General features: G+C 69.6%; 18 protein-coding genes. 6 read left to right on the top strand and 12 right to left on the bottom strand.

Translation table 11 applies throughout. The features are described 5' to 3' along the window. Nucleotides 1–172: 172 nt before the first annotated feature. From E3T42_RS10530 to E3T42_RS10520, 3 genes are all read right to left on the bottom strand, one after another. On the bottom strand, nucleotides 173–1,432 hold the full coding sequence (locus E3T42_RS10530) for an alpha-hydroxy acid oxidase (protein WP_134366537.1): 1,260 nt from the start codon (nucleotides 1,430–1,432) through the stop codon (nucleotides 173–175). 2 nt (nucleotides 1,433–1,434) lie between these two features. Beyond that, nucleotides 1,435–2,238 (bottom strand): FadR/GntR family transcriptional regulator, encoded by an 804-nt coding sequence (locus tag E3T42_RS10525; protein ID WP_198416032.1) that lies wholly within the window; start codon nucleotides 2,236–2,238, stop codon nucleotides 1,435–1,437. A 236-nt stretch (nucleotides 2,239–2,474) separates the two neighbouring features. Next, nucleotides 2,475–3,584, bottom strand: a complete 1,110-nt coding sequence (locus E3T42_RS10520) for a glycerophosphodiester phosphodiesterase family protein (protein ID WP_134366538.1) — start codon at nucleotides 3,582–3,584, stop codon at nucleotides 2,475–2,477. A gap of 168 nt (nucleotides 3,585–3,752) precedes the next feature. Here E3T42_RS10520 and E3T42_RS10515 point away from each other — a divergent pair, with 168 nt between their 5' ends. After that, nucleotides 3,753–4,508, top strand: a complete 756-nt coding sequence (locus tag E3T42_RS10515; RefSeq protein ID WP_134366539.1) for a dienelactone hydrolase family protein — start codon at nucleotides 3,753–3,755, stop codon at nucleotides 4,506–4,508. Nucleotides 4,509–4,526: 18 nt separating this feature from the next. On the opposite strand, the gene E3T42_RS10510 is transcribed toward E3T42_RS10515, so the two are convergent. Continuing rightward, nucleotides 4,527–5,117, bottom strand: a complete 591-nt coding sequence (locus E3T42_RS10510; RefSeq protein WP_134366540.1) for a DJ-1/PfpI family protein — start codon at nucleotides 5,115–5,117, stop codon at nucleotides 4,527–4,529. Between the two features lie 169 nt (nucleotides 5,118–5,286). After that, entirely contained in the window at nucleotides 5,287–5,682 is a 396-nt protein-coding gene (locus E3T42_RS10505) for a sortase (protein WP_134366541.1), read from the bottom strand. Between the two features lie 105 nt (nucleotides 5,683–5,787). Between E3T42_RS10505 and E3T42_RS10500 the strand changes: the two genes are divergently transcribed. Continuing rightward, nucleotides 5,788–7,254 (top strand): peptide MFS transporter, encoded by a 1,467-nt coding sequence (locus E3T42_RS10500; protein WP_134366542.1) that lies wholly within the window; start codon nucleotides 5,788–5,790, stop codon nucleotides 7,252–7,254. Between the two features lie 42 nt (nucleotides 7,255–7,296). Here the strand turns inward: E3T42_RS10500 and E3T42_RS10495 are convergent, their stop codons facing one another. Together E3T42_RS10495 and E3T42_RS10490 are read right to left on the bottom strand one after the other, a co-directional pair. After that, nucleotides 7,297–8,610, bottom strand: coding sequence for an MFS transporter (locus E3T42_RS10495; protein WP_134366543.1), 1,314 nt, complete (start codon nucleotides 8,608–8,610; stop codon nucleotides 7,297–7,299). Between the two features lie 5 nt (nucleotides 8,611–8,615). After that, nucleotides 8,616–9,140, bottom strand: coding sequence for a MarR family winged helix-turn-helix transcriptional regulator (locus E3T42_RS10490; protein ID WP_134402979.1), 525 nt, complete (start codon nucleotides 9,138–9,140; stop codon nucleotides 8,616–8,618). A 114-nt stretch (nucleotides 9,141–9,254) separates the two neighbouring features. On the opposite strand from E3T42_RS10490, the gene E3T42_RS10485 reads away from it, so the two are divergent. Together E3T42_RS10485 and E3T42_RS10480 are read left to right on the top strand one after the other, a co-directional pair. After that, the gene (locus E3T42_RS10485; RefSeq protein ID WP_134402978.1) at nucleotides 9,255–10,121 is read left to right on the top strand and encodes an alpha/beta fold hydrolase; all 867 of its coding nucleotides are present in this window, start codon (nucleotides 9,255–9,257) and stop codon (nucleotides 10,119–10,121) included. A 35-nt stretch (nucleotides 10,122–10,156) separates the two neighbouring features. After that, nucleotides 10,157–11,206, top strand: a complete 1,050-nt coding sequence (locus E3T42_RS10480) for a biotin/lipoate A/B protein ligase family protein (RefSeq protein WP_134402977.1) — start codon at nucleotides 10,157–10,159, stop codon at nucleotides 11,204–11,206. A 31-nt stretch (nucleotides 11,207–11,237) separates the two neighbouring features. On the opposite strand, the gene E3T42_RS10475 is transcribed toward E3T42_RS10480, so the two are convergent. Continuing rightward, nucleotides 11,238–11,558, bottom strand: a complete 321-nt coding sequence (locus E3T42_RS10475) for a GNAT family N-acetyltransferase (protein ID WP_134366936.1) — start codon at nucleotides 11,556–11,558, stop codon at nucleotides 11,238–11,240. 34 nt (nucleotides 11,559–11,592) lie between these two features. Here E3T42_RS10475 and E3T42_RS10470 point away from each other — a divergent pair, with 34 nt between their 5' ends. Both E3T42_RS10470 and E3T42_RS10465 read left to right on the top strand, forming a co-directional pair. Beyond that, nucleotides 11,593–12,531: a site-specific DNA-methyltransferase gene (locus E3T42_RS10470; RefSeq protein WP_134366938.1), complete on the top strand. Its 939-nt coding sequence runs from the start codon at nucleotides 11,593–11,595 to the stop codon at nucleotides 12,529–12,531. After that, entirely contained in the window at nucleotides 12,528–13,454 is a 927-nt protein-coding gene (locus tag E3T42_RS10465) for an LLM class F420-dependent oxidoreductase (protein WP_134402976.1), read from the top strand. The genes E3T42_RS10470 and E3T42_RS10465 overlap by 4 nt, the downstream gene beginning before the upstream one ends. 127 nt (nucleotides 13,455–13,581) lie before the next feature. On the opposite strand, the gene E3T42_RS10460 is transcribed toward E3T42_RS10465, so the two are convergent. From E3T42_RS10460 to E3T42_RS10445, 4 genes are read right to left on the bottom strand one after another with little or no spacing between them, the layout of a single operon-like run. Further along, the gene (locus tag E3T42_RS10460) at nucleotides 13,582–14,640 is read right to left on the bottom strand and encodes a LacI family DNA-binding transcriptional regulator (RefSeq protein WP_134366942.1); all 1,059 of its coding nucleotides are present in this window, start codon (nucleotides 14,638–14,640) and stop codon (nucleotides 13,582–13,584) included. A 38-nt stretch (nucleotides 14,641–14,678) separates the two neighbouring features. Further along, complete coding sequence (locus E3T42_RS10455) at nucleotides 14,679–16,094, bottom strand: GH1 family beta-glucosidase (RefSeq protein ID WP_166787213.1); 1,416 nt, start codon at nucleotides 16,092–16,094, stop codon at nucleotides 14,679–14,681. Between the two features lie 41 nt (nucleotides 16,095–16,135). Beyond that, a complete protein-coding gene (locus E3T42_RS10450) occupies nucleotides 16,136–16,978 on the bottom strand; it encodes a carbohydrate ABC transporter permease (RefSeq protein WP_134402975.1) in 843 nt (280 codons plus the stop codon). After that, on the bottom strand, nucleotides 16,975–17,964 hold the full coding sequence (locus tag E3T42_RS10445) for a carbohydrate ABC transporter permease (protein ID WP_134366948.1): 990 nt from the start codon (nucleotides 17,962–17,964) through the stop codon (nucleotides 16,975–16,977). The genes E3T42_RS10450 and E3T42_RS10445 overlap by 4 nt, the downstream gene beginning before the upstream one ends. Nucleotides 17,965–18,024: the final 60 nt, after the last annotated feature.

The raw sequence follows: 18,024 nt of genomic DNA, 5'->3' as shown, positions 1-18,024 counted from the left end.
CCCCGCACCCACCCCGCACCCCGCACCCACCCCGCACCCACCCCGCACCCACCCCGCACCCACTCCCACTCCCACGGCAGGCGCTGCGCCGCCGAAGTCGGCGATTCCGGTCGAGTTCGCCAGTTCCGCGGGTCGAACTCGACCGCAACTGGCGAACTCGGCGGGAACTGAGCTACTGCGGCACGGATGCCGCCACCGGCGGCGCGATCCGGCCGAGGCGCGCGAGCTGCGTGACGTGCCCGGGCTCGAGCTCCTCGAGGGACTTCACGCCGAGCAGCCGCATGGTGCGCGACACCTGCTCGGACAGGATCTCGATCGCCCGGTCGACGCCGGCCTCGCCGCCGGCCATCAGGCCGTAGAGGTAGGCGCGGCCGATCAGGGTGAACCGGGCGCCGAGCGCCACGGCGGCGACGATGTCCGCGCCGTTCATGATGCCCGTGTCCAGATGCACCTCGAGGTCGGTGCCCACCTCGCGCACCACCTGCGGCAGCAGGTGGAACGGGACCGGCGCCCGGTCGAGCTGGCGGCCGCCGTGGTTGGAGAGGAGGATGCCGTCCACGCCGAGGCCGGCGAGCGTGCGCGCATCCGCCACGTTCTGCACGCCCTTGACGACGAGCTTGCCCGGCCACTGCGCCTTGATCCAGGCCAGGTCCTCGAAGGTCACGGTGGGGTCGAACATGGTGTCGAGCAGGTCGCCGACCGTGCCGCTCCAGCGGTCGAGGGACGCGAAGGCGAGCGGTTCGGTGGTGAGGAAGTTGACCCACCACTCCGGGCGCGGCAGCGCGTTGAGGACCGTGCCCGCGGTCAGGGCCGGCGGGATTGAGAAGCCGTTGCGCTTGTCGCGCAGCCGGGCGCCGGAGATCGGCACATCCACGGTCACCAGCAGGGTGTCGAAGCCGGCCTTCGCGGCCCGGTCGACGAGCGCCATCGAGCGGTCGCGGTCCCGCCACATGTACAGCTGGAACCAGTTGCGTCCGTTCGGGTTGGCCGCCTTGACGTCCTCGATCGCCGTGGTGCCCATGGTCGACAGCGAGAACGGGATGCCTGCCCTGGCCGCCGCGTGCGCCCCGGCGATCTCGCCCTCGGTCTGCATCATCCGGGTGAAACCGGTCGGTGCGATGCCGAACGGCTGGGCGACGGGGGCGCCGAGCACGTCCCAGCCGGTGGAGACGGTCGAGACGTCCCGCAGGATCGACGGGTGGAATTCGATGTCCTCGAAGGCCTGGCGGGCGCGCTTGAGGGAGATCTCGGCCTCGGCCGCGCCGTCGGTGTAGTCGAACGCGGCCTTGGGGGTGCGCCGCTTGGCGATGGCCCGCAGGTCGTAGATGGTCAGGGCGCTTTCGAGCCGGCGCTTCTTCGCGTTCAGCTCGGGTGCCTTGAACTGCATCAAGGGTGCGAGGTCTTTGATCCGGGGGATCCGTCGCTGAACCATGGTCAGGCTGTCCGTTCTGTCGGGGCCGCCGGCCGCCCGGGGGCATCCGTGTGCTGGTCTGTGGGCTGGGGGTTCGGCTGCGTTTCGGCGTAGTAGCCCGCGATGTGGCTCGTCACCAGGCTGCGGGCGGCCTCGGCATCGCCCGCCTCGATCGCGGAGAGCACGGCGCGGTGTTCGGTGCGGAGGCGGGCGGAGGTGTCGGTCCACGAAGCGAGGCTCGACGCCCCGTCCTGCACATACGCCTCGATCGTGCTGCGGAGCCCGGCCATCGTGGCGGTGACCACCTGGTTGCCGGAGGCCTCCGCCAGCGCGAGGTGGAACTCGGCGTCGAGGGCGAGGAACTCGGCCTCGGTCAGGTCACGGGAGTCCATCGCGGCCAGCAGCTGCAGGGCCGCCGTCAGATCGGGTCGGAGGGAGGCGTTGGCGTCCATGGTCGTCTGGGAGAGGGCGGATGCCTCGGCCAGCTCGGTCACGACCGACGCCTCGAGCACGAGCCGGGTTTTGACCACGTCGATCACCGGGAAACCCTGCGCGGCCACCTGCAGGCGCATCAGCGCCGCCATGCCGCCGCCGGGCAGTGCGACGATGATGGCTCCGGCCGAGGGGCCGCTTCCGACCGCGGTGCGCAGCAGACCGAGCACCTCGAGCACGCGAATCGCCTCGCGAACACTGGAGCGGCCCACCCCGAGGTCCGCCGCGAGGGCCCGTTCGGGCTGGAGGTGGTCGCCGGGCCGCAGCCGCCCGCTGAGCAGATCCGATTCGATGCTCTGCAGCACGATTTCCCAGGCACGGGGCTCGATGCTCACGGGCTCCTCCTCGACAGTGGGGTGGGGTGGGGTGCTGATGGGATGCTGATGGGATGCGGCCGACGGCAGCGGCGACGGACGTGCCGCCGCTGTGGTCCGACCACATGCTACAGGGTGGCGCCCGGCCGGCGCCAGAGGCCGGACGCGCTTTCGCTGCCGGTTCGCAGCGGCGCTGCTATCGCGCTGCTGCTATCGCGCTGCTGCTATCGCGCTGCTATCGCGCTGCTATCGCGCTGCTACCGCGTGTAGGCCGTCGGCAGCTTCAGCCCGCGCTCGCCGAGGACCGTTCGGAGCCGGGTCGGGTAGTCGGTGATCAGGCCGTCGACGCCGAGGTCGAGCAGGGCGGTGATGTCCGCGGCCTGGTTGACCGTCCAGGGGATGACCGGCAGTCCCGCCGCGTGGGCGTCGGCGATCATGGCCGGGGTCACCGACGTGAAGACCGGGGAGACGATGTCGTACCCCTGCGCCTGGGCGGCGCGGGCCAGCGAGCCGTCGTAGGAGTCGATGTCGATGCCGCCCAGGTTGGGGCTCATTCCGGGCTGGTCGACGCCCAGCCAGGCGTCCCCGCTGGAGAGGGCGGCGAGGGTGAGGTCCGGGGCGATCTCCCGGGTCAGGTTCAACGATGCCCAGTCGAAGCTCTGCAGGATCGACCGGTCCGCCAGCCCGGAGGCCTCGATCTCGCCGACGACCGCGCGGGTGAGGGCCGCCATCTCGTCGGTCCCGGCCGGACCGGCCACCTCCACCTTGGTCTCGATGTTCAGGTGCACCTTGCGGGCGTCGTAGCCGTGGACGAGGTCGAACACGTCGGAGAGCGTGGCGATCCGGTTTCCGGGAGTGTTCGCCTGCTCGGGGAAGCCGGGCAACTGCTGATAGCCGCAGTCCAGGGTGGCGATCTCGGCCAGAGTCAGATCGCGCACCCGGTCGCCGGCGTACGGGAAGGCCGGGTCGCCGGCGAAGGTGGGGGCGGTGTCGGCGCATTTGCTCGTCGTCATGATGTCGTCGTGCCAGACCACCACCTGGTCGTCGCGGGTCAGGTGAGTGTCCAGTTCCAGCGTGCTGACGCCGAGTTCGAGCGATCGGGAGAAGGCGGTGAGCGATTCCTCGGTCCACTCGCCGCGGCCGCCGCGGTGGGATTGCAGGTCGAACGAGCCGTTGCGCTCGTTGGTGCGGAGCGGCTGGCCGGCCGAGCCGGACCTCTCCGCCGACGGCGTCGACGGTGCCGACGGTGCGGATTCGGACGGTGCCGGGTCGGCCGGTGCGGCCGTGGCCGGTGAGGCCAGGGCCGTCCCGGCGATGGTGGTGGCGAGCACGGCGGTGAGTGCCGCGGAAACAAGGATTGTGCGCATGAAGAGATCCCCCCTGGTGTGGCTCGATCGGGGCGGCGTGGCGCGGCCCCGCGTCCACGGTAGGAATCGGACGTGGCCGGGATGGTGCGGCCACCTGTCCCGCAGGTGAACGACGAGCGCGCCCGGCTGCACCGGCTAGGGTTTCAGTCAGCCAGGGAGGCCGTCCCCATGACCGAGAACACCGCTCCTGAAACCATCGACCTGCAGCTTCCGGCCCGGCCCGGCGGCAGCGCCGGCCTGAAGGCGCTCCTCGGCGTGCCGGCCGGCCCGGGGCCCTGGCCCGGGGTCGTGCTCGTGCACGAGGCGTTCGGCCTGAACGACGTGATGCGCCGCCAGGTGGTCCGGATGGCCGAGGCCGGCTACCTCGCGCTGATGCCGGACCTCTTCACCGAGGGCGGCGCGCGCAAGTGCCTGACCGGCACGTTCCGTGCCCTGCAGTCGGGGCGGGGCCGCGCCTTCGTCGACATCGAATCCGCCCGCCAGTTCCTGATCCGCCGGGACGACTGCTCTGGGGCGGTCGGCGTGCTCGGCTTCTGCATGGGCGGCGGGTTCGCGCTGGCGGCCGCCACACGCGGCTTCGACGCGGCATCCGTCAATTACGGGCGCCTGCCCCGGGACCTCGACGACGCCCTGGCGGGTGCGTGCCCGGTCGTGGGCAGCTTCGGTGGCGCCGACCGGTCACTGAAGGGCGCCGCCGCCGCGCTCGAGTCCGCACTGACCAGGCTGCGCATCCCGCACGACGTGGTGGAATACCCGGATGCCGGGCATGCCTTCCTCAACGACGCCGAAAGCGGACCGGTGGCGCTGCGTTTCGTGCTCAAGCGCATCCTGGGGGCCGGGCCAGACCCCGAAGCCGCCGCCGATGCCTGGCAGCGGATCGAAGCGTTCTTCGGCGAACACCTGGCCCCCGCCCCCAGGCCCTAGCAGCTCAGGCGGCGCGGCTCAGTTCACCGCTTCCAGAAGCGGCTCCGGCCGGGTCGCGTCGGACGCCGCCAGCAGTTTCATGAACTCACGCATCCAGGTGGGGTGGTCCGGCCAGGCGCGGCCGGAGACGAGGTTGCCGTCGACGACGCCCGCACCGTCCTCGAAGATGCCGCCGCCGAGTTCGACGTCGATCGCGAGCGCCGGGTAGGCGGAACTGGTGCGTCCCGTCAGCACACCGGCGGCGGCCAGCAGCATCGGGCCGTGGCAGAGCGCGGCCACCGGGGCGTTCTTCTCGAAGAAGTGGCGCACGATCCGCTTGGCGTCCTCGTCGTTGCGGATGTACTCGGGGGCGCGGCCGCCCGGAACCACGATGGCGACATAGTCGGCGGGGTCGACGTCCGCGAACGCCACGTCGGCGTCCCAGGTGTGGCCGAGCTTCTCCGTGTAGGTGTCGAAGCCGTCCACGAAGTCGTGCACCACGAACTGGAGCTTCTTTTTCTCCGGTGCCCCGATGTGCACCTCGTAGCCGGCCTCGAGCAGGCGCTGGTACGGGTAGAAGACCTCGAGCGTCTCGGCTGCGTCCCCGGTCAGGATGAGAATCTTGCGCATATGGTGCCTCTCTCGGTGGAGCGTCGACGGAGCATCGATGGGTGCGGGCAGCACGGATGCCGGGCGCCCGGATTCCCCTAGCATCGCCCTTTCGGCCGGGTCGGACAAGCGCCGGGTCAATCAAATCGGCGCGCATCTGCCGGCGCGCATCTGCCCGCCGGGCGCCTCGCTAGAGGAACATCAGCACGATGCCGAGCACGCCCGACGCGGCCCCGACGATCAGCAGGACCAGACCGGTCAGGCGCAGTGCCTTGCCCTCGGACTCCGGCGTGTGCGTGCGGCAGCGCGACGGGGTGCGCGCGTTGAACCAGAGCGGCACGTCCTCGCCGGGCGGCAGCCGGTGCGTCTCGTGGGTGTCCGCCGGGCGTTCGTGCACCTCGCCGTGCGTGTCGAACCAGCGGATGACCGTGCCGGATGCCGAGGAGGCGATGACGCCATCCGTCTGCAGCCAGCGGCCCTTGATGCCGCGCACGAAGAGCCCGGCGGCGAACAGGGCGGCGCCCACGACGAGTCCGACCAGGGTCAGGACCTCGCTGATCAGGGCCGCGAGTGACTGTGCGTCCAATCCGGCCCCCAGGGTTCGTCGATAGCGTTCTGGGCAAAATCGTACCCTGCGCCGGGGCGCGGGCCCGATGCCCCCATTTCTGGGGGCTCGCGGTAAGGTCAATCAATGAGCACGGTTGTTGAACAAACCCCTGTCCGAGAAGATCGAAGTTTCCTCGGGCAGCCCCGTGCACTCGCCAACATCTTCGGCGTGGAGATGTGGGAGCGCTTCTCCTTCTACGGCATGCAGGGCATCCTGCTGTTGTACCTGTACTACTCGGCGACCGCCGGCGGGCTGGGGATCCCCCAGACGACCGCGGCCGGCATCGTCGGCGCCTACGGCGGCGGCGTGTACCTGTCGACCATCCTGGGAGCCTGGGTCGCCGACCGCGTCCTGGGTTCCGAGCGGGTGCTGTACTTCAGCGCGATCATCATCGCGGTCGGCCACGTCGCACTGGCCCTCCTCCCCGGGTTCGGCGGGGTGGCGACCGGCCTGATCCTGATCGCGCTCGGCAGCGGCGGTCTCAAGGCCAATGCGACCAGCGTGGTGGGCTCCCTCTACGCCAAGGACGACCCCCGGCTGGACGCGGGCTTCTCCCTCTTCTACCTCGGGATCAACCTGGGCGCCTTCTTTGGCCCGGTCATGACCGGCCTGCTGCAGACCACCCTCGGCTTCCACTTCGGCTTCGGCCTCGCGGCCGTCGGAATGGCGATCGGACTGGTGCAGTACTCCTTCGGCCGCAAGCGGCTGCCGGCCATCGTGCACGAGGTGCCGAATCCGCTGCCGTCCTCGCGCTACGCCGCGTACCTCGGCGCCGCTATGGCGGCAATCGCCCTGATCGTGGTGCTGAGCGTGCTCGGCGTGATCACGGCATCCAGTCTGGTCACCATCGTGATCGCGCTGACCCTGGTGGCCACCGTCTCCTACTTCGTGGTGATTCTGCGCAACCGGCAGATCACCGCCGTCGAACGCAAGCGGGTCTTCGCGTTCATGCCGCTGTTCGTGGCCAGCGCCGCCTTCTGGTCCCTCTCGCAGCAGCAGTTCACGGTGGTCACCATCTACACCGACGAACGACTCAACCGCGACGTGTTCGGCTGGGAGCTCCCGGTGTCCTGGATCCAGTCGTTCAACCCGGTCTTCATCATCCTGCTGTCGGGCGCCTTCGCCGCGCTGTGGACCCGCTGGGGTTCCCGCCAGCCGTCCACCCCGGTCAAGTTCGCGCTCGGAACGGGCATGATGGGCGTCGCGTTCCTGATGTTCCTGCCCTTCGTCGACGGCGGCGCGAACTCCACCCCGCTGGCGGCCATGATCGCGATCCTGTTCGTGCTCACCGTGGCGGAACTGCTGATCGGCCCGGTCGGCCTGTCCATCACGACCAAGCTGGCGCCGGAGCCGTTCAAGACCCAGATGGTCGCCCTGTTCTTCCTGTCGATCGCCCTGGGCACCGCGGTGTCCGGGTGGCTGGCGGAGTGGTACACGTCGGTGTCGGAGACCCTGTACTTCAGCGTGATTGGCGGTGTCGCCATCGTGATCGGCCTGATGCTCGCCCTGATCGCGCGCCCGATCCTGCGGCTGATGAACGGCGTGCGCTAGGCAGCATCCGGGCAGCCGGCGCCCGGGCAGCCGGGCGCCCGGCTAGCGGGTCGCCGTCGCCTCGACGATCGCGATCTCGCGGGTGGCCGTTTCGGCGTCGCGGCCGTCGCCGTCGTGGTGCAGGCGGAGCCGGGGCGACACGCCCGGACGGTACCGCACCCGCAGGCTGCGGTACTTCACCATCCAGAACAGCACGGCCGCGGCGGCCAGGAGCCCGGACAGGGCCGCCACGCCCAGCGCCCAGCGCGGTCCGTATTGGTCGGCGACCCAACCCACCAGGGGGGCGCCGAGCGGCGTGCCGCCGGCGAAGATCGCCATGTACAGGGCCATCACCCGGCCGCGCATGGCCGGGCGGGTGGTGGTCTGCACGTACGCGTTCGCGGTGGTCATCAGGGTCAGCGACGACAGCCCGACGAAGGCCAGGGAGATCGCGAAGGTCAGGTAGTTCGGCGTCAGCGCCGCAATCAGGCAGGACAGGCCGAACGCGCCGGCCCCGGCGACGACCAGCCGCAGCCTCGGGCGGCCGCGGCGGGCGGCGAGCAGGGCGCCCGCGACCGACCCGATCGCCATGATCGAGCTGAGCAGGCCGAATTCGCTGGCGCCCATCCCGAACTCGACCGTGGCCATGGTCGCGGTGAAGATCGCGAAGTTGAAGCCGAACGTGCCCACCAGGAAGACCGTGATCAGCACGACGACGATGTCGGGCCGCCGCGACACGTAACGGATGCCGCCCAGCAGCTGGCCGCGCTCGCGGGGGGCCCGGGGCTGGCGGCGGAGCTGCCCGGTGCGCAGCAGCGTCATCGCCAACACCGTGGCGCCGAACGTCACGGCGTTGATCAGGAAGACCCAGCCGGCGCCGACGGCGACCGTGAGCAGACCGGCGGCGGCCGGGCCGATCAGGCGGGCGCCGTTGAAGGACGCCGAGTTGAGGGCCACGGCATTCGGCAGGTTGTCCTCGGAGACCAGCTGGGAGACGAAGGTCTGGCGGGCCGGGGCGTCGATCGCCGCGACGATCCCGAGGCCGAGGGCGAAGAGGTAGACGTGCCAGAGTTCGGCGACGCCGGTCACCGTGATCAGGCCTAGGCCGAGGGCGAGCAGCCCCATCAGGCTCTGGGTGAGGATGAGCAGGCGGCGGCGGTCGAACCGGTCCGCGATCAGGCCCGACCACGGCATCAGCACCAGCTGGGGCCCGAACTGCAGGGCCATCACGATGCCCACCGCGGTGGCGTTGTGATCGGTCAGCTCGGTGAGCACGATCCAGTCCTGGGCGGTGCGCTGCATCCAGGTTCCGATGTTCGACACCAGTGCGCCGGCGAACCAGATTCGGTAGTTCACGACGCTCAGGGAGCGGAACATGGCGTTCAACTGTTGGTGAGCTCCTTCATGATCTCCATGGCCTCGCCGAGCACGCGGCGCTGCTCGGGAGTCAGCTTGCCGACGCGCTGGGCGAGCCAGGCATCCCGGCGCTTGCGGGTGTCGCGCATCAGAGTGCGTCCCTGCTCCGTCACGGTGAGCACCACCTTGCGGCCGTCATCGACCGATCCCGCCCGGTCCACCAGGCCCTCCTCGACCAGGGCGTTGACCGTGCGGTTCATCGACGGCGGAGTGACCCGCTCGTGTTCGCTGAGTTCACGGAGGGTGAACGGGCCGTGGAAGTAGAGGGAGCCGAGCGCCGAGAACTGGCTGCTGCTGAGCTCACTGTCGGGCTTCTCCTGGCGCAGGCGCCGGGCCAGCCGGCCGTTCGCCAGCCGGAAATCATGGCTCAACTCCGCGACCGTCGTGCGTCGCACCGCGGTCGAGGCGGGCGCAGCGGGCGCGGGCGCAGCGGGCGCGGGCGTCGCGGGCGCAACCAGCGCGGTCGCGGTTGATGTCGGCAAAGATTCCATAGCTACCCACTCTAACCACTTAGCCTTGCTAAGTATTCCCAGCTTAGTTCAGGGCCGGCGGAAGATGATCAGGAATCAGCAGATGCGCAGGGAGACTCCTGTCAGACTGACCCCGTGCCTACCTACACGGATGACTTCGGCGTCTCGATCACCTACTTCGTCTGGGCCGTCGACCGGCCCCGGGCCGTCGTGCAGCTCGCCCACGGGGTCGGTGAGCACGCCCAGCGCTACACGGAGCTCGCCGCCCGGTTGAACGCGGCCGGGTACACCGTCTACGCCGACGACCACCGCGGCCATGGCCAGACGGGGGTGCACCAGCACGGCGGCGACCTGTCCCGGCTCGGCCGCCTGGGCCCGGGCGGGCTTCGGGCGACCGTCGCCGGCGTGCACCAGTTCAGTGGGATCATCCGCGCCGCCCACCCCGAGCTGCCCCTCGTGCTGCTCGGGCACAGCTGGGGGTCGTTCATGGCGCAGATGATCGTGAACGAGCACGCCGCCGACTACGACGCCGTCGTGCTCAGCGGCACCGCCTACCGGATGCCGGGCTACCTGGACGGCGGCGACCTGAACCGCCGGCACAAGAAACTGGGCACCACCGGGGTCGAGTGGCTCAGCCGCGACCCGCTGGTCGCCGAGGCCTTCCTTGCCGACCCGCTCACCACCAACACCCCGCTGGCGAAGCTGTTCGGGCTGCGCGACGCGGCCCGGCTGTTCGGCCGCCCGGCGAGGCAGCTGCCGGAAGACCTGCCGATGCTCATCCTGGTCGGCGGCGACGACACCGTCGGCGGCGAACGCAGCGCTCGCATGCTCGTGAAGGCCTACTCCGGGCGGTCGGGGCTGCGGGACATCCGTCTCATCGTCTACCCCGGCGCCCGGCACGAGATCTTCAACGAGACGAACCGGGACGAGGTCGTCGCCGACCTGGTCGGCTGGTTGAACGAACGGCTGCCCCTGCCCCGGGGCGCGGGCGGCGTTGATTAGGCGGATTGATTAGGAGGATTGATTAGGCTGGGCTCATGCACGGTGAATACAAGGTCCCAGGCGGCAAGCTCGTCGTCGTCGATCTCGACGTCGTCGAGAACACGATCGTCAACTTCCGGCTGGCCGGTGATTTCTTCCTCGAGCCCGACAGTGCGCTCGGCGACATCAACGCGGCGGTGAACGGCCTCGCCGCCGACAGCGACGCGGTCAGCATCGCCGCCGCCGTGCGCGCCGCCCTCCCGGCGCAGGCCACCCTGCTCGGCTTCTCGCCGGAGTCGGTGGCGGTGGCGATCCGCCGCTCCCTGGCCCAGGCCAGCGGCTGGCGGGACTACGAGTGGCAGCTGATCCACTCCAAGGCCGTCCCGCCGGTGATGCAGATGGCCCTCGACGAGGTGCTCGCGATCGAGGTCGGCGAGGGCCGGCGCAGCCCCACCCTCCGGATCTGGGAATGGACCGAGCCCGCCGTGGTGATCGGCAGCTTCCAGTCGCTGAAGAACGAGGTCGACCCGGTCCAGGCCACCAAGCACGGTTTCACCGTCGTGCGCCGGATCAGCGGCGGCGGCGCCATGTTCATGGAGGCCGGATCGGTGATCACCTACTCGATCTACGCGCCCACCGACCTGGTCCAGGGCATGACCTTCGCCGACTCCTACGCCTTCCTCGACGAGTGGGTGCTCACGGCGCTCCAGTCGCTCGGCATCGACGCGTACTACCAGCCGCTCAACGACATCACGAGCCCGAAGGGCAAGATCGGCGGGGCGGCGCAGAAACGCCTCGGCAGCGGCGCCGTGCTGCACCACGTCACCATGAGCTACGACATGGACGGCGAGAAGATGGTGCAGGTGCTGCGGATCGGCCGCGAGAAGCTCAGCGACAAGGGCATCACGAGCGCCGCCAAGCGGGTCGACCCGCTGCGCAGCCAGACCGGCCTCACCCGGGACGAGATCATCGATCGCATGAAGGAGACCTTCACCGGACTCTACGGCGCGGTGTCCGGGGACATCACCGAGGCGGAATACGCCCGGGCGAGGGAACTCGTGGAGACGAAGTTCGGCACCGAGGAATGGATCGGGCGCGTTCCCTAGGCCGGAGCCGCGGAAGCCGGAGCCGAGCCGGCTACCGGCCCCGCGTGAGCAGGTCCTGGTATTCGGCGTGCTTGTCGATCCAGCGCACGACGTAGGGGCAGACCGGCACGACGGTGAGCTCGGTGCGCGTGCGCACGTCGTCGAGCGCCTGTTCGACCAGGCGGCTCGCCAGATTCTCGCCGCGCCGGGCCGGGTCCACCTCGACGTGGGTGAACAGCACGTCGGGGCCCGTCACGGTGTAGTCGGCGAATCCGACGGTCTCCTCGTTGATGCGGAGCGAGTACCGGGACTGGGCCGGCTCGTGGCGGAACTCAACCCGGGTCGATTCGGTGGCCGTTGCGTCTGAAGTCATGTCCCAAGCCTAAGCCGCCTGACAGAATGAATGAATGCCAACCGCGTGGTCCCCGTCCTCCGCCAGCCGTGTCGTCCACGCGAACAACCTCGACGTTCTGCCGCGACTGCCCGACGAGGCCTTCACGCTCATCTACCTGGACCCGCCCTTCAACACGGGGCGCAAACAGAACCGGCAGAGCACGACCTCGGTGCGGTCGAGCGTCGCGGCGACGTCCGTGGCCCTCGGCGCGCGCGCGGCGGGCACCATCACCGGGTTCAAGGGGCAGCTCTACGAGCGCATCAAGGGTGACCTGCTCGGTTACGACGACCAGTTCGAGGACTACTGGGCCTTCCTCGAGCCGCGCCTGATCGAGGCCTGGCGCCTGCTTGCCGACGACGGCACGCTCTACCTGCACCTGGACTACCGGGAGGCGCACTACGCGAAGGTGCTGCTCGACGCGCTCTTCGGGCGGGACTGCTTCCTGAACGAGCTGATCTGGGCGTACGACTACGGCGCCAAGTCCAAGAACCGCTGGCCGACCAAGCACGACACGATCCTGGTCTACGTGAAGAATCCGGCGCGATACTACTTCGACTCCACCACGGTCGACCGTGAGCCGTACATGGCGCCCGGGCTGGTCACCCCGGAGAAGGTCGCGAAGGGCAAGCTGCCGACGGATGTCTGGTGGCACACGATCGTGTCGCCCACCGGCAAGGAGAAGACCGGGTATCCCACCCAGAAGCCCGTCGGCATCCTGCGGCGCATGATCCAGGCTTCCAGCCGCGAGGGGGACTGGGTGCTCGACTTCTTCGCCGGCAGCGGCACGACCGGCGCGGTCGCCGCGGCGCTCGGCCGCCGGTTCGTGCTCGTCGACCAGAACCCCGAGTCGATCCAGGTCATGCGCACCCGGTTCGCCCTGCTGCCGGAGGTGGAGTTCCTGCCTGACGGGGATTTCGCGGCTGACGGGGCCGAGACAAGACTGGGAGCATGAGACTCCGCATTTTCACCGAACCGCAGCAGGGCGCCTCCTACGACGACATCCTCGCCATCGCGCAGGCCGCGGAGAGCCTCGGCTTCGACGCGTTCTTCCGCTCCGACCACTATCTGGCGATGGGCGACACGGCCCCCGTTCTGCCCGGCCCGACGGATGCCTGGACCACCCTGGCCGGACTCGCCCGCGAGACGCAGCGCATCCGCCTGGGCACCCTGGTCTCCTCGGTGACCTACCGGCCGCCGGGGATCCTCGCCATCCAGGTGGCGCAGGTCGACCAGATGTCCGGCGGCCGGGTCGAACTGGGGCTCGGCACCGGCTGGTTCGAGCAGGAGCACCTCGCCTACGGCATCCCCTTCCCGGCCAGACGGTTCGGCATGCTGGAGGAACAGCTGGAGATCGTCACCGGGCTCTGGTCGACCCCCGTCGGCGGCAGCTACAGCTTCACCGGCGAGCACTACACCCTCGTCGACTCGCCCGCCCTGCCCAAGCCCGTTCAGGAGCGCATCCCCGTGATCGTCGGCGGCGGCGGCGCGAAGCGCACCCCCGCGATGGCGGCCCGTTTCGCCACCGAGTTCAACCTGCCGTTCCCCGAGTTCACGGATGTCCCCGGCAAGTTCGCCGGGGTGCGCGCGGCATGCGCGGCCATCGGCCGCGACCCCCGGGAGCTGGTCTACTCGGCCGCCCTGATCGCCGTCGCCGGCCGGGACGAGGCCGAGTTCGCGCGCCGGGCCGCGGCCGTGGGCCGTGAACTGGCCGAGCTCCGGGAGCACGGCGTGGCCGGCACCGCCTCCGAGGTCGTCGACCGGCTCGGGTTGCTCGCCGAGGACGGCGTCGAGTGCGTCTACCTGCAGATCATGGACCTGTCCGACCTCGAGCACCTGGACTTCATCGCCCGCGAGGTCATGCCCCAGCTCGCCTGACGCACCCTCGCCTGACGCCCCGCGCCCCGCGCCGCCCGTGCCCGCGAAAGTGCCCGTTCCGGTCGAGAGTGCCCGCTCGAGCGGGCACTCTCGACCGGAACGGGCACAGTGGGCGGACCTGAGTGGATCAGGCGGACTCGCGCAGCACCAGTCGGGTCGGCATGATGGTGCGGTGCGGCACGCTCTCGTCGTCGTCGTCGTCGTCGTCGTCGTCGTCGTCGTCGGCGAGGCGGCGCAGCAGGACGTCCGCCATCGCGAAACCCATCTCTTCAGACGGCTGGCTCACCGTGGTGAGCGGGACGGAGCCGCGCGTCGCCGCCGGGCTGTCGTCGAAGCCGACCACGGCCACGTCGCCGGGCACCGATCGGCCGTGCTCCCGCAGCACGTCCAGGGCGCCGGTGCCCATCAGGTCGCTCGCCACGAAGAGCCCGTCGATGTCGGGGCACCGTTCCAGGAGGCGACGGGTGGCCGCCGCGCCGCCCTGGACCGTGAAGTCGCCGTGCTCGACCGCATCCGTCGGGATCCCGGCCCGCTCGAGAGCACGCAGGAAACCGGTGAGCCGGTCGATGCCGGCCGGCATGTCGGCCGACCCGGTGACCGTGCCGATCCGGCGGCGGCCGAGGTCGACCAGGCGCTGGGTGCCGAGGTCCGCGCCGGCCGCGTTGTCGACGTCGACGAAGTACGCCTCCAGGTTGTCCGCGTTCGCCGGCCGGCCACCGAACACGACCGGCATCGTGGTCTCCAGTTCGGCCACGAAATCGTCGCCCGTGTGGTGCGAGATGATCAGGGCGCCGTCGACGTTGCCCGAGCGCAGATACCGCAGGGTCTTGTGCTGCGGGTCGCTCGACGCGACCAGCAGGTTGAGCGTGAAGTCACTCTGGTCGAGCCGGCGGGTGATGCCCTGCACGACCGCCGCGAAGTACGGGTCCCCGAAGAACCGCGTCATGTCCTCGGGCACGACCAGGGCCAGCGCCTGGGTCTGGCGGCTGGCGAGGGAGCGGGCCGCCCGGTTCGGAACGTAGTTGAGTTCCTCGACCGCCGTCGTGACCGCGGCGACGATCTCCGGGCCCACCCTGGTCGACCCGTTCACGACCCGGCTCACCGTGGCGCGGGAGACCCCGGCCACCTCCGCGACCATTTCCAGGGTGGGCTGCGGGGGACGCGTCTGGCGCACACTGGTTGTCATGGCGTCAGTCTATTCGCGCACCCCTCGCCGGCCCCGCCTCAGGAGAGCGCGCGGTCGCGGATGATCTCCGCGTAGGCGAGTCCACTGTCCTTCACGGTGCGTTTCTGCGTCTCGTAGTCGACCCGAACGATTCCGAAGCGCTTATCGTAGCCCCAGGCCCACTCGTAGTTGTCCATCAGCGACCAGTAGAAGTAGCCCTTGACACCGACCCCCTCATCGATGGCGTCGAGCACGGCGCCGAGGTGAGCCTTCAGGAACTCCGTGCGCCGGGGATCCGGCACGCTGCCGTCTGCGGCGACGACGTCGTCGAAGGCCGCGCCGTTCTCGGTCACGTAGAGGCTGGTGCCGGCCGGTGCGGCGTACTCGGTGTTCACGTGCACGAGCAGTTCGCGCAGGCCGTCGGGCTGCACTTCCCACTCCATCGCGGTCAGCGGCAGTCCCTGCGGGTGGTTGAAGACGCCGTCGGCGGCGGGGAACGCCGACCGGGTCGGTCGGCTCGTCGGGGCCTGGGCGAGCAACGGATGTTCGGCCGGGCGATCGCTGACCAGCTCGCCGTGGTAATAGTTCACGCCGAGGGTGTCGATCGGCTGGCTGATCTGGGCCAGGTCGCCGGCCTGGATGAAATCGGTCAGGCCGAACTGGGCGACGTCCTGGAGAACGTCCTCCGGGTAGGAGCCGCGGAAGATCGGGTCGAGGAACACCCGGTTGAACTGCCCGTCGATCCGGCGCGCCGCGTCGACATCGCCGGCGCGGGTGGGGTCGGCCGGCTTGGCGACGGTGAGGTTGAGCGTGATGCCGAGCTCGAGCTTCGGGTCGCGGTCGCGGAGCGCCTCGATGGTGAGGCCGTGGCCCAGCAGGAGGTGGTGGGCCGCGGCGAGGCCGTCGCGGGGACTCTGCCGGCCCGGGGCGTGCACACCTCCGGTGTAGCTGAGGAAGGAGGAGCACCACGGCTCGTTGAGGGTGGTCCACACGCCCACGCGGTCGCCGAGGGCGTCGTGCACGTTGAGGGCGTAGTCCCGGAACAGGGCGGCGGTGTCGCGGTTGGCCCAGCCGCCCTTCTCCTCGAGCGCCTGCGGCAGGTCCCAGTGGTAGAGGGTCAGCCACGGCTTGATCCCGGCGCCGAGCAGCTCGTCGACCAGGCGGGAGTAGAAATCGATCCCCTTCGGGTTGACCGGGCCGCCGTCGGGCTGCACGCGTGACCAGGAGGTGGAGAACCGGTAGGTCTGCAGTCCCAGGTCCTTCATCATCGCGACGTCGTCCCGGTAGCGGTGGTAGTGGTCGCAGGCCACATCGCCGTTTTCCGCGCCGAGCACGGCGCCGGGGACACGGCTGAACGCGTCCCAGATCGAGTCCGTGCGGCCGTCTTCGTGGGCGGCGCCCTCGATCTGGTACGCGGCCGTCGCCGCTCCGAAGAGGAACTCTGGCGGGAAGGAGCGTGCATCCGTTGTGGTCATAGCCTTATTCTCGGTCACGATCGGTGGCTGTTGGAGCATGGTCATCCCTTGACCGCCCCCTGCATGATGCCGGCGACGAGCTGTTTGCCCAGGAAGATGAAGACCAGGATTAGCGGGATGATCGACAAGACGACGCGGGCGAGCATGAGCAAGTAGTCCACGTAGAAGGCGGCCTGCAGCTGCTGTAGCGCCACGGGCAGCGTCGGGTTGCCCGGGCCCAGCACGATGAACGGACAGAAGAAGTTCGTCCAGGTGCCGATGAACGTGAACAGGGCCAGCATGGCGGCGGCCGGGCGTGCGGCCGGGAGGCCGATGTGCCAGAAGCTGCGGATCATGGAGGCGCCGTCCATCCGCACGGCCTCGATCAGTTCGTCGGGCAGGGCGTCACGCAGGTACTGGGTCATCCAGAACACGCCGAACGCGGTGACCATCCCGGGCGCGATGACGGCCCAGAGGCTGCCGGTCCAGCCCAGCCGGGACATCACGATGAACAGGGGCACGATGCCCAGCTGCGTGGGAACGGCCATGGTCGCGATCACGAAGATGAGCAGCCCTTCCCGGCCGCGGAACTTGAGCTTGGCGAACGCGTAGCCGGCCAGCGTGGAGAACATGACGACGCTGATCGTCACCACGGAGGACACGATGATGCTGTTGCCGAGGGCGGTCCAGAACGGGATGCTGTCGATGACGGTCAGGGCGTTGGCGATGAAGTTGCCGCCGGGCAGCCACATCATGCCGTTCTGGTTCAGGGCGGAGGCGTCCTGGCTGCCGATCAGGAACGACCACCAGATCGGGAAGGCGGAACCGAGGAGAACGGCGATCAGGATGCCGTAGACCCAGATCGAGGGGCGACGGTCGTGGCCGCCGATGATGGTCTTGCTCATTTCATGCCTTTCGCGCGTGCGCGCGGCTTGCGGACAGCGGTGCCCGCGATGCGCCGGGTGATGAGGAAGTTGGCCACGGCGATCACGATGATGATCAGGAAGAGCAGCCAGGCCACGGCGGATGCCCGACCGAAGTTGCGCTGGTTCCAGCCGAGTTCGTAGATGTACAGGGTGAGCGTCTGCCACTGGCGACTGGCCCCGCCCTGGCCCACATTGTCGAACATGCGCGCCTCGTCGAAGATCTGCAGCCCGCCGATCGTGGAGGTCAGGATGACGAAGATGATGATCGGGCGCAGCAGCGGCAGGGTGATCGACAAGAAGGTGGGCCAGCGGTTGGCGCCGTCGATGATGGCGGCCTCGTAGAAGTCGCGCGGCACGGCCTGCATGGCGGCCAGGAAGATGAGGGCGTTGTAGCCGGTCCAGCGGAAGTTCACCATCGTGGCGATGGCGATGTGGCTGGGGATCACGTCGACGTGCCAGCGGATGGGCTCGAGCCCGAGGCTCATGATCCCGCTGTTGATGAGGCCGAACTTGTCACCGAAGAGGTCGTTGAAGATCAGCGCGACCGCGACCGGGGCCACGACGTAGGGCAGGAGCACGCCCATGCGCCAGAAGGTCTTGCCGCGCAGGTTGAAGTCGAGCACGGCGGCGATGCCGAGCGCGACCAGCACCTGGGGAATGCTCGAGAGCAGAAAGATGCTGAACGTGTTGCGGAGGGAGTTCCAGAAGTACCCCTGGCTCAGCACGGTGACGAAGTTCTCCAGGCCGACGAAGTCGCCCTGGCCGCCGATCAGGTTCCAGTCGTGCACCGACACCCACGCCGTGTAGAGCAGCGGGAAGAGGCCCATGACCCCGAAGACGAGGAAGAAGGGGGAGATGTAGAGGTTGGGCGAGAAGCGCACATCCCACCGGCTCAGTTTGTGGCTGAGGGCGATGCGGCGGATGCTGCGGGCGTTCACCTCGATGGCGACGGCGGGGGTAGTCATGAACAGTCCTTGCTAGTCAGTGGTCGAGCTTGTCGAGACCCGGTGGCCCTGCCGGCCCTG

Origin of the sequence: Cryobacterium sp. TMT4-10, assembly GCF_004403275.1 — a bacterium.
Classification (GTDB): Bacteria; Actinomycetota; Actinomycetes; order Actinomycetales; family Microbacteriaceae; genus Cryobacterium; species Cryobacterium shii.
Note: the sequence above shows the minus strand (reverse complement) of the source record. Positions and strands in the feature narration are given on the sequence as shown.